Genomic DNA, 14019 nt, shown 5'->3' on the forward strand with positions numbered 1-14019 from the left:
GGGACACGTCGGAGGCATGGAATCGACCTGCTGTCCAGGAGGCTCGCTCCGTCGAGCCTGGGCGCGCGCTCTCGGTGCGACCAGGCACAGCCCGGCTCAAGGGGTATCACGTCACCGCGAAGACCGGCCAGGGCCCGGGCTCCACCACGTATCGAGCGCACCGGGACGCCGACGGCATCGACGTGGCGATCAAGATGCTGCACACCGATGACGCTCGAGCCGGCGATATCATGCGCTTCCGGCACGCCTACCGCGCGATACGGCAGGTCGGCTCGGCGAGGGTCGTCCAGGTGTACGCCGTCGAGGAGCACGAGGACGGCCTGGCGCTCGTCACCGAGTATTTCCCGGGCGCCCCGCTGTCCGCGAAGACGGCCTGCAAGCTGGGCGTCCGCGCGTCGCTGGACATCTTGATCCCCGTGGCCGAGGCCCTGGCCGACATCCATCGCCATGGCCTCATCCATGGCGACGTGAGGCCACCGAACATCCTGCTCGGAGAGGACGGTCAGGTGAAGCTCACGGGCTTTGGCGTGGATTCCATCGTGACGCGCGAGAAGGAGGAGATCTATTGCCACCGCGTCCTCTCGAAGGTGCTCCCCTATACGTCGCCCGAGCAGACCGGCCGCATGAACCGCAGCGTCGACTACCGCACCGACATGTACTCGTTCGGCGTCGTCCTCTACGAGGTGCTCGCCGGGCAAAGGCCGTTCGAGGCGCTCGACCCCCTCGAGCTGATGCACGCCCACATCGCCGTGACGCCCGTCGCCCCCTCGGAGCTGAACCCGGAGGTGCCCGACGCGCTCTCCGCCGTCACGATGAAGCTCCTCAGCAAGAACGCCGAAGACCGCTACCAGTGCGCCGAGGGGCTGAAGGCCGATCTGGAGGAGATCCGAGCACAATGGCAGCGCAGCGGCCAGATAGGAGCGTTCAGCCCTGGCCGCCACGACAGGAGAGACCTCTTCCGGCTTCCTCAGAAGCTCTACGGCCGCGAAGGAGACATCCGGAAGCTCGTCGACGCGTTCGACGACGTGCTGCGGGGCAAGCGGACGATCGTCCTCGTCTCGGGCTATTCGGGCATCGGCAAGTCGTCCCTGGTCCAGGAGATCTTGAAGCCGCTGGTGCGCGAGAAGGGCTACTACATCAGCGGGAAGTACGATCAGTACAACCGCGACACGCCCTACAGCGCCATCGTCCACGCGTTCGACACGCTCGTGAAGCAGCTCCTCTCCGAGAGCGAGGAGCGGATCACGCGGTGGCGGGACGCCATCCTGTGCGCCCTCGGGACCAACGGACAGGTGATCTGCGACGTCCTCCCGTCGCTCAAGCACATCATCGGCGAGCAGCCGCCCGTCCCCGCGCTCGGCCCGGTCGAGGCCCAGAACCGCTTCATCCTCTACTTCCACAACTTCGTGTCCGTCTTCGCCCGGCACGCCCACCCGCTGGCCATCTTCCTCGATGATCTACAGTGGGTGGACTCGGCCAGCCTGAGCCTGCTCACGAGCGTCCTCGCGAGAGAGGACGTGGAGTCGCTCTTCTTCTGCGGCGCTTACCGCGACAACGAGGTGGGCCCGACCCACCCCTTCCTCGTCGCCCTGGAGCAGCTCACCGAGGGCGGCCTCGAGGCGCGCGACATCGTCCTCGCGCCCCTCGGCCTCACGCACCTGACCGAGCTCATCGACGACAGCCTGCAGATCGGCGGCGGAGAGGCGCTCGCGGGCGCCATCCTGAAGAAGACCGGGGGCAACCCGTTCTTCGTGAAGCAGTTCATGCGGCACCTCTACGACACGAAGGTGCTGGTCTTCGACCCTGCGGAGGGCTGGCGCTGGGACCTGCGCCGGATCGAGCGGCTGGAGTGCACCGATAACGTCCTGAGCCTCATGGCGGAGACCATCCGGCGCCTGCCGCAGGCGACGCAGCGGGTGCTCCGGCTGGCCTCGGCGATCGGCAACACGTTCGAGATGGATGTCCTGAACACCGTCAGCGAGCGGCCCTCCGACGAGACGTACGCGAGCCTCGACCACGCCCTCACCGAGGGCCTGATCGTGAGCGCGGACGAGCAGTATCGATTCGCGCACGACAAGATCCAGGAGGCGGCGTACTCGCTGATCCCGGAGGCAGACAGGCCGGCGTTTCACTACCGGATCGGGAAGCTCTTGCTCGGCAAGCCGCGCTCCGACGAGGGGCGCGATCTGTTCGACGTCGTCAATCACCTGAACAGCGCCGGCGATCTGATCCGCGCGCCGGAAGAGCGCATGGAATCGGCGAGGCTCAACCTCCAGGCCGCCGGGCGCGCCCAGGAGTCGTCGGCCTTCACCGCGGCCCTCAGGTACCTGGAACATGGCATATCCATGCTGCCCGGAGACGCGTGGACCTCCAGCTACGAGCTGACCTTCACCTACCACACGAAGAAGGGGCTCCTGGAGTCGCTCTGCGGGCGCCACGACGACGCGCTCTCCACCCTCACAAGGAGCTTCGATAGAGCGGTGGGGCGCCTCCACAAAACGGAGGTGCGCCGCCTGAAGATGAACGTGGAGATCCTCAAGAACGATCTGCCGGCCGCCATGGAAGAGGGGCTCGCCGCGCTCCGGGCGTACGACATCGACCTGCCGCCTTATCCGGGCGACGACGCGCTCATGGCCGAGATGGAGCGGACGATCGCGATGATCGGCGACCGCCCGATCGCGTCGCTGGTCGATCTGCCCGCGCTCGACGATCCCGAGATCGCCGCCCTGCAGGACGTGCTCCAGGAGATGTTCTCGCCGACCTACCAGCTGGGCACGAACAACTTCGGCATCACGGTGATGAAGGCGCTCCAGAACTCGCTGACCCATGGCATCTCGAGGAACTCGATATACGCCTACGTGAACTTCGGGACGCTGCTGTGCGCCAGGCTCGACATCGAGAAGGGGTACGAGTTCGGGCGGGCGGCGGTCCGCCTGAACGAGCGCCACCCGGACGCGAAGTCCGAGTCCATGCTGTGCAACATGTGGGGAGCATGGGTCCAGCACTGGATGGATACCTACGAGAGCTCGAAGGCGTCCCTGCGCAAGGGCGTCCACGCCGGCATGGAGACGGGGCAGTACATCTGGGCCTTCTACAATGCGTGCAACGCGAGCATGAACGGCCTCCTCCGGGGGGAGCACCTCCACGACATCATCGAGGAGGCGAGGCTGTATCAGCCGCTCTGCAAGCTCGACAAGTTCAACGCGATCACGTGGATCGTCGGGGCCGCCGGGCAGCTCTGCGACTACCTGAGCACGCAGGACGAGGGCGACTGGCGGCGCGGGGCATGGGTCGACATCGACGCGGTCACCGAGGACGCCCGCAGCATCGACAACCGGGCGTCGCTCTACTTCGTGAACGTCTTCAAGGTCCTCGCCGGCGTGTTCCAGGGCGCGTACGAGGAGGTGGCCGAGATCTGGGGCTCCACCGACCCGGGCAGCCTCGGCATGCTCGCCGCGTGGCACGCGAGCCCTTGTTATCACTTCTACGGCGGGCTGGCCTTCTCACGGGCCGCGGACGCAGCCGCCCCCGCGCTCAGGGAGGCGTACCTCGCGAGGCTCGGGGAGTGCGCGCGCAAGGTGGCGTCGTGGGCAGCGCTCGGCCCGGAGAGCCACCGCCACCGCAGCTTGATCCTGAAGGCCGAGGTCGCCCGGAGCGAGCGGCGAGAGGGCGCGGGCGCCCTCTACGATCAGGGGATCGCGGCCGCGCGGGAGGGCCATTTCCTGCACGACGAGGCGCTGGCCAACGAGCTCTGCGCTCGACACTACCTCGACCTGGGCAGGACGTTCGTCGCGCGCGCCTACATGACCGAGGCGCACAGGCTCTATGCGCGCTGGGGCGCCATGCGGCCGATGCTGCGCCTCGAGAGGGACTTTCCGCACGCGCTCGGGCCGGAGGCGCTGCGCAGGCGGACCGACCTCGCGCGGGACGGGTGCGCCGACGTCCGCGGCGCCGACGTGGGTCACGGCGCGCGCCCGGGGCTCGACTTCATGACCATGCTCAGGGCCTCGCAGGCGGTCTCTGGCGAGCTGAACCTCGACCGGGTGATCGAGGCCCTGCTGACGATCGCGGTCGAGCACGCGGGCGCCGAGCGGGGGCTGCTGATCCGCGCATCCAACGTCGCGCACGCCGCGCACGCCGCGCACGACATCGAGGCCGAGGTCGTCACCCGGCGCGGCCGGGTCGAGGTCACCCTTCGCCAGACGCCCGTCACCTCGAGCGATCTCCCCACCGCCATCCTCCAGTACGTCATCCGCACGCGAGAGAGCGTGATCCTGGACGACGCCGCCGTGCCCAACCTGTACTCGGAAGACGCCTACGTGCGCGGGCGGCGCCCCCGCTCCGTGCTCTGCCTCCCCCTGGTGAAGCAGGGCGCGCTGGTCGGCGTGCTCTATCTGGAGAACAACCTGACCCCGCGCGCCTTCACCGCGGATCGGATCGAGGTGCTGGAGCTCCTGGCCTCCCAGTCCGCCATCTCGCTGGAGAACGCGCGCCTCTACACCCAGCTTCAGCAAGAGAACGGCGAGCGCAGGCGGGCGGAGCTGGCGCTGCGGGAGAGAGAGGCGCGCATCCGGCGCCTGGTGGACTCCAACATCATCGGGATCGCCGTCTGGGACCTCGACGGCAGGGTCATCGACGCGAACGACGCGCTCCTCTGCATGCTCGGCTACAGCCGTGAAGAGCTGACCTCGGGGACCATCCGCTGGGCAGATCTCACGCCGCCGGAGTTCAAGGAGACGACCCAGCGGACGCTCGAGCAGGTCCGATTGACGGGTGAATTCAGGCCGCATGAGAAGGAGTTTTTCCGAAAGGACGGCAGCCGCGTCCCGGTGGTGATCGGCGGCGCGCGGTTCGAGGGATCGGAGAGCCAGGGGGTGGCGTTCTTCCTCGACGTGACCGAGCGCAAGCAGGCGGAGGAACGCCAGAAGCTCCTGATGAACGAGCTGAACCATCGGGTGAAGAACACGCTGGCGATCGTGCAGGCGATCGCCGTGCAGACGCTCCGCATGGCGGACTCGCCCAAGGCCTTCACGAACGCCTTCCTCGCCAGGTTGCTCGCCCTGTCCCAGACCCACAACCTCCTGAACCAGACCGCGTGGCAGGGCGCCGACCTCCACGACGTCGTCCGCGCCGAGCTCGCGCCGCACGCCAACGGCGACGCCGATCGCGTCCGCCTGGCCGGACAGGACGTCCGCCTCCGCCCGGAGGCGGCGGTGACGCTCGGCATGGTCTTTCACGAGCTGGCGAGCAACGCGGTCAAGTACGGAGCGTTATCGCGGCCGTCCGGCCACGTCGCGGTCACATGGGACATGATCACACAAGCGCACGAGCGGCTGCTCCACCTGGTATGGCAGGAGACGAACGGGCCGCCTGTCCGGCCTCCGCACCGCAAGGGCTTCGGCTCACGCCTGATCGAGCGCGACCTCGGGCGCCAGCTCGCCACGGAGGTGCGCCTCGACTACCTGCCTGGGGGCGTACGTTGCGTGATGGACCTGCCCCTCGAGCGCGTGGGCGTAGGATGAACCCGGCCCTAGGAGACGAGCGCGGGCTGGAGGGGCTGCGTGTCCTCATCGTCGAGGACGAGCCCATGATCGCCTCGTCCCTCGAAGACGTCCTGACCGACCTCGGCTGTGTGGTGATCGGCCCCGCGCTGAACATGAAGGACGCGATGCGCCTGGCCCGCGCGGCCGAGATCGACGGGGCGAGCCTGGACGTCAACATCGCCGGCGAGAAGGTCTATCCTGTGGCCGACATCCTGAGCGAGCGAGGCATCCCGTTCGTCTTCCTGACCGGGTACGGGAAAGCAGGATTGCGCGAGTCCGATCTCAGCCATCCGGTGCTGCAGAAGCCGTGCAGTCTGGAGCGCTTCGAGGAGATCCTCGCGCGGTGGCGGTGAGCGATTTCACCGGGCTCCCGGGCGCAGCGGCGCCTGCGCGAGCTCGGCCCCGGCGCGCTCTGCCGAGGATGGCGCGCCCGTCTGGCTTTCCGCGGCGCCCTGCGCGGCGCGGCGTGGCGGACACGGTCAGCGGCGCGTCGACAGGCCACGTCATCTACGTTGGTTCACGCTCGCGACACGGCACCACACTTGCAAGTCTGACGTTCACGAACGTTCACGAGCGTTCGCGAACGCTCGCGACGTTCGCAAGGAGGCTCTTATGGCGGAACAGCAGCGTCAGCCGACTGGCCAGGACGTGCCCGTGGCCAAGTCGCAGCAAGGCAAGCCCGGCAGCCAGGCGACAGGTCAGACCCCTTCCCAGGGGGCCGGCGGTCAGTCCACCGGGATGCAGCGTCAGCCGGGAGGCGGCCAGCTCGGGCGGTACAGCGCGGCAGGCGGCGTCTTCAACCCGTTCGCGATGATGAGCCGGATGATGGAGGACATGGATCGCATGTTCGACGACTTCGGCTTCGGAGGGCTGCTCTCGCCGTTCAGGCAGGGCCGCACGATGGGCGAGCAGGGCGGGGGGCGGGGTCTCGCGTCCCTCGGGGGCGGCCTCTGGTCGCCGCGCATCGAGCTGGGCGAGCGCAACGGTCAGCTCGTCGTCAAGGCCGACCTCCCCGGCGTGACGAAGGACGACATCCGGGTGGAGCTCCGGGAGGACACCCTGATCATCGAGGGCGAGCGCCGGCAGGAGCAGCAGGAGCAGCGCGAAGGGATGAGCTACACCGAGCGCAGCTACGGGTCGTTCACGCGCTCCATCCCGCTGCCCGAGGGCGTGCGGGTCGAGGACGTGGACGCGAGGTTCGAGAACGGCGTCCTCGAGGTCTGTCTGAAGCTGCCGCAGCAGCAGCAGCGCGGCCGCTCGGTCGAGATCAAGAGCGGCGGGCCCTCGCAGGGGACGAGCGCTGGCGGCGGCCAGATGTCCGAGAAGAACCGGCCCAGCTAGCCGATCTCCCTCAAGGCGCGTCGCGCGGCGTGCTGCCCCCGGGCGCCGCCGCCGCCTCGCGCCCTCCGAGGATCGCGAGCTCGGTCTCGATCCACCGGTCGAGTTCGCCCTGGAGGCTGAACAGCGCCAGATCGAACTCCCGCCCGTTGATGACGATGAACGGCGTCCCCGAGAGTCCGGCGCGGTCGGCCTCGGCCTTGTCGCGCGCGACCACCCGGGCGGCGGGCTCGCCCGCCATGTCGGCGCGGAACCGGGCCATATCGAGGCCGATCTTCTGCGCATAGCCGAGCAGGTCCTTCTCCTCGAGCCGCTGCTGGTTCTCGAACAGGACGCGCTCCATCGGCCAGTAGCGGCCCTGGCGGTGCGCCGCGATGGCCGCGCGCGCCGCGGCGTCGGCGTGCGGGTGCGATCGCAGCGGATACACCTTGTGGATCAGCCTGACGTACGGCGCGTGGCGCTCGACCACCTCGTCGATGTGCGGGACCGCGCGCCCGCAGGAAGGGCACTCGAAGTCCGACCACACGACGATCTGGACCGACGCGCGCTCCGGCCCGCGAGAGGGCGAGTCGGCGAGGTCGATCTGCTTCACGTTCGGACCGAACCTCACGCCGTACGCGGCCTGGGCCTCCGCGCCGCTCGCGCCGCCGCGGATCTTGTCGGCGAGCAGCTGCGCGGCGGGCGCGCAGGCCGCGCAGGAGCGCGACTCGCGGACGCACTGCGCGAGCGACACCGCCTGATCGGGGCACGGCGCGTAGAGCTGCGAGACGAGCTGCCACCAGGTATCGCGCTCGCGGCGGACGAGCTCGGCCGTGTCCACGCCGGGCAGCTCCTCCGGCGCGCCGCCGGGCGCGTCGAGCGGCGCGGCGCCCGGGGGCCCGGGGAGCGGGACCGCGGGGGAATCGGCGAACTGGGGGTCCTGCCGCTCTGCGCCGCCGCAACCCGGGAGCGCGGCGAGCGCGAGGAGCGCGGCGAGCGCGGCGACGACGAAGCGTCGTGCACCTGATCTCGGAGTGAACACGCGCGGATGCTACACCCCCGCCGCAGCCGGGCCAGGCCGAAGCGCCGCCCGAGGCGCAGGGACGGCGCCGCGGCCTCTCAGAAGGCGCCGCTGAGACCGAAGGTGGTGCGGCCGGGCGCGAGGGCGACGTGCGGCGCGAACCGGAGCCAGAGCGGGCGGAGGCGGATGTACTCGTAGCTCTCGGCCGCCGGGGGCTCCTCGTGCTCGAGGAGCGCGATGTCGATGACGTTGGCCGTGACCAGTCCGAGGATGCCGCCGGCGAGCAGGCCAGCGATGTCGTCCCGTCCGCCGGAGTTCGAGGCGGTGCCGATGAGCAGACCGGCCATTCCGCCGCCGATCGTACATCCGGCGGTGAGGCCGAGGCTGGCGAAGCCCATGCCGAGGTGGCCGTTGGCCCAGTGGGTGATCGGGCCGCCGAACACGAACGCGCCGGCGGCCGTCCAGCCGAGCACCCCGAGCACCTCGTTCTCCGTGGCGATGGCGATTGGCCCGAGCGTGACGGCCCCGCCGAGCGCGAGGAGGTGCGGCAAGCCGTACCACACGCGCTTCGGCTCGGGCCGCGCGTGCACGGGAGCGCTCCCGAACCGCCAGGGACCCGGGCTCGTCGTCCATCCCGGAGGCGCCTGGGGAGCTCCGGGCGGCGCAACCCCGGCTGGCGGCGCGCCCCCGCCGCCCGGAGCCGGCGGCTGAGGAGGCCGGCTCGCCGCGTCGCCCGCAGCCGGCGGCGACAGAAGGGGCGCTGCCGCCGCGTCGCCCGCAGCCGGCGCGGCGGCCGGAACGCTCGGCAGCGCAGCAGGCGCAGGAGGATCCCCGGACGCGGGCTGCATGGCGCTCGCCGGCGCCGCCGTGACCACCACGGCTGCTGCACAACCGATCCACAGCCCGCCGCGAAGCATGCCTGTCATCCTGCGATCCTCTCTTCCTTCTTTCTGCGCTCAGGACCTCTTTTACTTCCTTTCGCTCGGCCGCTGCGCGCAAATCCGGCCCCGTATTCCTGCGAGCGGCGATGGATGGCGGCTCCGCCAGCGCACGCCGTCAGACCCAGCGCCGCGTCGATCGGGCGTAGCTCTCGTAGGCAGCGCCGAACCGGGCGCGCATCCGCCGCTCCTCGAACGCGATGTACCAGCGGTCGACGACCGCGACGAAGACGGCCGCGAGCAGGAACGACGTCGCCGCGCCGCTCAACGCCGCCATGCCCGCGGCGGCGAGGCCCATCCCGAGGTACATCGGATTCCTGGACCACCGGAACAGCCCGCCGGTCACGAGCCGCGTGGGCTCGGCAAAGGTGTTGATCTCCGTCGCGGCCCGCGCGAACTGCGCGCGAGCCGCGACCGCCATCGCGACGCCGATCGCCAGCGGCAAGGCGCCGAGCCAGCGATACGACGCCGGGAGCACCGGCGAGAACGGCAGGACGGCGTGCGTCAGCCACATGACCGCCACCACGAGGAGGAGAAGGACCGGCGGGAGCAGATTGCGCGAGCGTGCGTTCGAGGTGATCATGCCCCACCAGTCTAGCGACAGGGCAAAACGCGGAGACTCGCGTTCGGGAGAGACGATGAAGCGCCCAGAAAAGCCGCGCAAAGAGCCTCGCCAGGCGCGCTCGCGCTTCCTCGTGGAGACCATCGTCGAGGCCGCGGCTCGCGTTTTCGACGCGCACGGCTACGACGGGGCGAACACGAACCAGGTCGCCAAGATCGCGGGGGTGAGCGTCGGGTCGGTGTACCAGTACTTCCCGAACAAGGACGCCCTCGTCACCGCGCTGCACGAGCGCCACGTGCGCCACATGCTGCGGCTCGTCGAGCAGGTGGACGCGGCGGCCGACGGCGTCTCGCTGCGAGGGGCGACGGAGGCGCTCGTCGAGAGGAGCCTTGAGCTCCACCGGTCGGAGCCGCGGCTGCAACGGCTCCTCCACGCCGATCTCCCGACGCTGGAGCAACAGCGCGCGCTGAGCGCGGCCAGCCGGGCGGTCTTCGATTGCACCCGACGGCTGCTGGCGCGCCACAGCTCGGAGATCGTCCAGCCGGATCTCGATCTCGCCACCTACGTTGTCCTGCGCATGTTCGAAGAGCTCGTCCACGCAGCGGCCCTCGATCCGCCCGCGGGCGTCGAGGACGGCGCGCTCCGGCGGGCGATCACCGACGCGCTCATGGGTTATCTCACCGTCGGCGCGACACCGGCGCGGGCGGTGAGCCCCGCGGACCGGCCCTAGGCGCAGAGGCGGGAGCGCGCGGGACGCCGCCTGTACAGCCACGCTCCGTCCGGTCGACGATGGGCCCGCGACAACTTGCCGCATATTCCGCGCGCACCAGCCGTGCCACATGTCGTGCGCCGGGTAGCCTGCAGGCGCACCCAGCGCGTTTCTTCGGAGGCACGACGAGCACCATGACCCAATCGCCGAGATCCACCTTGCTTGCGCTGGCGCTCGCCAGCTTCGCCGCCTTTGCTCCGGGCTGCGGCGACGATGACGGCGTGACGCCGATCGGGACCGGCGGCTCTGGCGGCGAGCCCTCCGCCGGAACCGGCGGCTCCGGCGGCGAGTCCCCGGCCGGGACCGGCGGCTCCGGAACGGCGGGCGCCGGCGGTGAGCCCGTGGGTGACGAGGACAGCGACCACGACAGGGATGGCCTCACCCCGCGCGCAGGCGACTGCGACGACTTCAACAACACCGTCCATCCCGGCGCCGAGGAGCGGAATTTCGATAACATCGACTCGGACTGCGATGGGGCCGACGCGCCGGGCAAGACCCTGGTGTGGAGCGCTAACGAGGATCCCGCTCAGCCCAATCTGGTGGACGCGCTGGCCCTCATGGACGCCGACGGCGACGGCCAGATCTCCTTCGAGGAGTTCTCCGCGGCGTGCGCCGAGTCCGCCATGCTGGCCGGCACCGCGCGCCCCGGCGTGGTCCAGGTCCACGCGGCCTGCTCCGGCAACAACAGCTGCCGCGGCATGGTCTATCAAAGCTGGAATGAGCTCTACGAGCACACGTGTCGCGCCGTGAACGGCTGCGAGGGCTGGAGCTGCGTGGAGACCGCCGAGGACCAGGATCGAGACGGCCCCGCGGCGTTCAAGGCCGCGACGTGCGACTACTGCCACAGCGCCGCGGCGGGTAAGTTTTCGGTGAAGGTGCCGCCAGGCGAGGACGTGAGCGCCTTCCTCGCCGACTTCTGGGAGCGCCGCTCGGATCCGTACCTGCAATCGATCATCGCGTTCGGGATCGACGGCGCCACGCCCGAGGGCACCGCCTACGCGAACATGCCCGGCTCCTATCATGTGCTCTCGCGGTCCGAGATGGACCGGCTCATCGCCTACCTCCGCACCCTGACGCCGGAGGGCGACAACTTCGAGCAGGTGCCGACGCCAGACCCGATCGACCCGGGCAACTGACCCTCTGACCGATGAGCGCGCCGCGAGACACAAGCGATGATCGGGCGCCCGGCGCGCGGTCCATCCCGCGAGACGCGCTCGGCCTCGGGCTGCGCCCGCAGCACTACGAGGCGATCGAGCGGACCCCGCCCGAGCTCGGCTTCTTCGAGATCATCGCAGAGAACTACCTCGGCGCGTCTCCCCTGCCCCGGGAGCGGCTCCGGCGCATCGCCGAGCGCACGCCGATCGCCGCCCACGGCGTCTCCGTCAACCTGCTGGGCGAGGCCCCCCTCGATCGCGATTACCTGTCCCGGCTCAGGGATCTGATCCAGGAGCTCCGCATTCCCTATTTCACGGATCACCTCTGCTGGACGGCGTTCGAGGGCGTGACGCACCACGACCTCCTGCCGGCGCCCTACGATCCGGAGCTCATCCCCTACGCCGCGGGCCGGGCGTTCGAGATCCAGGAGGCGCTCGGCGTCCCGTTCGGGATCGAGAACCTGTCTTCCTATGTCGCCTGGGAGCGCGACGTGGTGCCTGAGTGGGAGTTCTACCGCCGCGTGGTGGAGGAGTCCGGCTGCTGGGCCATGCTGGATCTCAACAACGTGTTCGTCTCCAGCGAGAATCACGGGTTCGATCCGCGCGAGTACCTCGACAGCGTGCCCTGGCATCGGGTCCTGCAGGTCCACCTGGCTGGTCACCAGACATTGCCCTCTGGCTTGCGGCACGACACGCACGATCGCCCTGTGTGCGACGAGGTATGGTCTCTTTACGAAGAGGCGTGGCGCCGGGGCGGTCCTTTCCCGACGCTCCTCGAATGGGATGCGGAGATCCCGCCCTTGCACGTGGCGCTCGCGGAGCTCGGCAAGGCGCGGCAGGTGCGATCGTCATGAGCCCGAAAGGTGGAGATCCTCCGGGCTGGCTGCGGGAGCTCCAGCGCGACTTCACCGCTGTCCTCCGCGCGCCGCTCGACTCGAGCGCGGGCCGCTTCCGGGAGCGGCAGGAGCGGTATCCCGCGGGGCTCGTGGCGCAGGTGAAGGGCGGCCCCGGGGGCCTCGCGCCGGCGGAGCGGCTCGCTGTCTACCACCGCCAGTACTGGATGCGCCTGTTCACCGCCCTGCAGACGAGCCTCCCGCGCGTGTCGCGGGCGATCGGCTGCTGGCACTTCAATCACCTGGCGGCGCTCCACCTCGAGGCGTGCCCGCCCCGTCACTTCGACCTCGACGAGAGCACGCGCGGGTTCGCCGAGCGGCTCCGCAGCGCGCTGCGCGGCCCTGACGGCGCGCGCCCCGGTCGCCAGCCGGGGCGCCCGGCGCGCGGGCACGACGACGCGTGGCGCCGGCGGATCGAGCTCTCCAGGGCGCCGCTCGAGATGGTCCGCCAGGCGCTGCGCATGGACGAGGCGGAGCGGCGCGCCTGCGAGGCGCCGTTCGAGGGCCTCTGGCGGCCAACGCCCGAGGAGCTCGCCAGGCTCGCCGAGGCGCGGCTGCGCTTCGCGGTGTCGTTCTCGTTGACCCACGAGGACTGGGACCTCGCGCGCTTCTCGCGGCTCGCGGGGGGCAACCTGGACGAGGGCCCCCTGGACGCAAGACGCCGCCACGCGTCCACCCGCGCGTGGGTCTTCGCCCGGAGCGCCGCCGGCACGACCACGACCTCGGTGGATCCGCTGTTCGCCCGTCTCCTCGAGCGCTGCCGGGAGTTGCCGTTCGGGCAGGCCCTTGCCGCCGTCGAGCAGGGCTGCACGGCGGCGGAAGCAGCGCAGCTGCAGGCCAATCTGCAGGGCTGGATCGCGCTCGCCCTCTCGAACGGTTGGTGGACGGGCCTCGCCGGCGTCGGGACCGCTAGCCGCGGTCCGTCTTCTTCAGCTCGCCCTTGAACCGCCACTCCACCGCCGCCTTCACGCCCAGCGTGATCACCGACACGCCGGCGAGGAGGCTGGCGACGGCAAACGCGGGCACGACGCGGACCATGTTGGCGTAGTAGACGCGCTCCACGTGGAGCGGCAGCGTCACCTGATCGGACGAGCCCGCCGAGACCACGTACACGGCGCCGAACTCGCCCATCGCCCTGGCGGTGCACAGGATGACGCCATACAGGAGGCCCCAGCGGATGTTGGGCAGCGTGACACGCCAGAAGATCTGCCATCCATTCGCGCCGAGGACGCGGGCGACCTGCTCCTCCTCGGTCCCCTGGGCCTGCATCAGCGGGATGAGCTCTCGCGCGACGAACGGGAACGTGATGAACACCGTGGCGAGCACGATGCCAGGAAGGGCGAAGATGACCCGGGTCGAGACCTCGAGGCTCGTGAACCCGAGGCTCACCGCATAGGTCCTGTTCACGAACGCGCCGAAGAACCCGTTCGCCCCGAAGAGCAGGACGAAGCACAGGCCGGCGACCACCGGTGAGGTCGAGAACGGCAGATCGATCAGCGTGACGAGCAGGCTCCTGCCCCGGAACTCGAACTTGGCGATGGCCCACGCCGCCGCGACGCCGAAGAGCGTGTTGAGCGGCACCGCGATGGCCGTGGTGAAGAGCGTGAGCTTCACCGCGTGGAACGTCGCGCGGTCGAAGACCGCCTGTCCGTAGGCGCTCAGCCCCTCGCTGAAGGCGTGCCAGAACACCACCCCCAGCGGGAGGACGAGGAACACGCCGACGAGCGCCACGCACAGGCCGATCAGCAGCCGGCGCGCGCCGGCTCCCTCGACGGAGACCGCCTTGCCTGCCCGGGAGCGCGCGGCGAGCATCTCGTGCCTC

11 protein-coding genes are annotated in these 14019 nt (G+C 70.2%); 7 read left to right on the plus strand and 4 right to left on the minus strand.

Annotated features, from left to right (window positions below):
- Positions 1 to 74 precede the first annotated feature (74 nt).
- The 3 genes from WME79_RS42265 (at position 75) to WME79_RS42275 (ending at position 6884) form a co-directional block, all read left to right on the plus strand.
- Positions 75 to 5522: an AAA family ATPase gene (locus WME79_RS42265; protein WP_437527017.1), complete on the plus strand. Its 5448-nt coding sequence runs from the start codon at positions 75 to 77 to the stop codon at positions 5520 to 5522.
- Positions 5519 to 5896: a response regulator gene (locus WME79_RS42270; RefSeq protein ID WP_437527020.1), complete on the plus strand. Its 378-nt coding sequence runs from the start codon at positions 5519 to 5521 to the stop codon at positions 5894 to 5896. The genes WME79_RS42265 and WME79_RS42270 overlap by 4 nt, the downstream gene beginning before the upstream one ends.
- Positions 5897 to 6155: 259 nt before the next feature.
- Positions 6156 to 6884, plus strand: a complete 729-nt coding sequence (locus WME79_RS42275) for an Hsp20/alpha crystallin family protein (RefSeq protein WP_437527023.1) — start codon at positions 6156 to 6158, stop codon at positions 6882 to 6884.
- A 10-nt stretch (positions 6885 to 6894) separates the two neighbouring features.
- Here the strand turns inward: WME79_RS42275 and WME79_RS42280 are convergent, their stop codons facing one another.
- The 3 genes from WME79_RS42280 to WME79_RS42290 all read right to left on the minus strand — a co-directional run bounded on the left by WME79_RS42280 (position 6895) and on the right by WME79_RS42290 (position 9402).
- Positions 6895 to 7902, minus strand: a complete 1008-nt coding sequence (locus WME79_RS42280) for a DsbA family protein (protein WP_437527026.1) — start codon at positions 7900 to 7902, stop codon at positions 6895 to 6897.
- A gap of 77 nt (positions 7903 to 7979) precedes the next feature.
- Positions 7980 to 8807, minus strand: a complete 828-nt coding sequence (locus WME79_RS42285; protein WP_437527028.1) for a hypothetical protein — start codon at positions 8805 to 8807, stop codon at positions 7980 to 7982.
- Positions 8808 to 8937: 130 nt separating this feature from the next.
- The gene (locus WME79_RS42290; RefSeq protein ID WP_437527031.1) at positions 8938 to 9402 is read right to left on the minus strand and encodes a methyltransferase family protein; all 465 of its coding nucleotides are present in this window, start codon (positions 9400 to 9402) and stop codon (positions 8938 to 8940) included.
- Positions 9403 to 9457: 55 nt separating this feature from the next.
- Between WME79_RS42290 and WME79_RS42295 the strand changes: the two genes are divergently transcribed.
- From WME79_RS42295 to WME79_RS42310, 4 genes are all read left to right on the plus strand, one after another.
- Positions 9458 to 10111: a TetR/AcrR family transcriptional regulator gene (locus tag WME79_RS42295; RefSeq protein ID WP_437527034.1), complete on the plus strand. Its 654-nt coding sequence runs from the start codon at positions 9458 to 9460 to the stop codon at positions 10109 to 10111.
- 173 nt (positions 10112 to 10284) lie between these two features.
- Positions 10285 to 11286 (plus strand): MopE-related protein, encoded by a 1002-nt coding sequence (locus WME79_RS42300; RefSeq protein ID WP_437527036.1) that lies wholly within the window; start codon positions 10285 to 10287, stop codon positions 11284 to 11286.
- An 11-nt stretch (positions 11287 to 11297) separates the two neighbouring features.
- Positions 11298 to 12158 carry a DUF692 domain-containing protein gene (locus tag WME79_RS42305; RefSeq protein WP_437527039.1) on the plus strand — a complete coding sequence of 287 codons (861 nt, stop codon included), beginning with the start codon at positions 11298 to 11300 and terminating at the stop codon, positions 12156 to 12158.
- On the plus strand, positions 12155 to 13141 hold the full coding sequence (locus WME79_RS42310) for an HvfC/BufC N-terminal domain-containing protein (RefSeq protein ID WP_437527041.1): 987 nt from the start codon (positions 12155 to 12157) through the stop codon (positions 13139 to 13141). Before WME79_RS42305 ends, WME79_RS42310 begins: the two co-directional genes overlap by 4 nt.
- On the opposite strand, the gene cysW is transcribed toward WME79_RS42310, so the two are convergent.
- Positions 13107 to 14009, minus strand: coding sequence for a sulfate ABC transporter permease subunit CysW (cysW, locus tag WME79_RS42315; RefSeq protein WP_437527045.1), 903 nt, complete (start codon positions 14007 to 14009; stop codon positions 13107 to 13109). The genes WME79_RS42310 and cysW overlap by 35 nt on opposite strands.
- Positions 14010 to 14019: the final 10 nt, after the last annotated feature.

Origin of the sequence: Sorangium sp. So ce726 (assembly GCF_051521405.1) — a bacterium.
Classification (GTDB): domain Bacteria; phylum Myxococcota_A; class Polyangia; order Polyangiales; family Polyangiaceae; genus Sorangium.

What these genes read in the sequence shown, in the direction of transcription:
- WME79_RS42290 (WP_437527031.1), bottom strand. Translation starts at nt 9,402, where the DNA reads ATGATCACCTCGAACGCACGCTCGCGCAATCTGCTCCCGCCGGTCCTT.
- WME79_RS42310 (WP_437527041.1), top strand. Translation starts at nt 12,155, where the DNA reads ATGAGCCCGAAAGGTGGAGATCCTCCGGGCTGGCTGCGGGAGCTCCAG.
- WME79_RS42300 (WP_437527036.1), top strand. Translation starts at nt 10,285, where the DNA reads ATGACCCAATCGCCGAGATCCACCTTGCTTGCGCTGGCGCTCGCCAGC.
- WME79_RS42270 (WP_437527020.1), top strand. Translation starts at nt 5,519, where the DNA reads ATGAACCCGGCCCTAGGAGACGAGCGCGGGCTGGAGGGGCTGCGTGTC.
- cysW (WP_437527045.1), bottom strand. Translation starts at nt 14,009, where the DNA reads ATGCTCGCCGCGCGCTCCCGGGCAGGCAAGGCGGTCTCCGTCGAGGGA.
- WME79_RS42305 (WP_437527039.1), top strand. Translation starts at nt 11,298, where the DNA reads ATGAGCGCGCCGCGAGACACAAGCGATGATCGGGCGCCCGGCGCGCGG.
- WME79_RS42285 (WP_437527028.1), bottom strand. Translation starts at nt 8,807, where the DNA reads ATGACAGGCATGCTTCGCGGCGGGCTGTGGATCGGTTGTGCAGCAGCC.
- WME79_RS42295 (WP_437527034.1), top strand. Translation starts at nt 9,458, where the DNA reads ATGAAGCGCCCAGAAAAGCCGCGCAAAGAGCCTCGCCAGGCGCGCTCG.
- WME79_RS42275 (WP_437527023.1), top strand. Translation starts at nt 6,156, where the DNA reads ATGGCGGAACAGCAGCGTCAGCCGACTGGCCAGGACGTGCCCGTGGCC.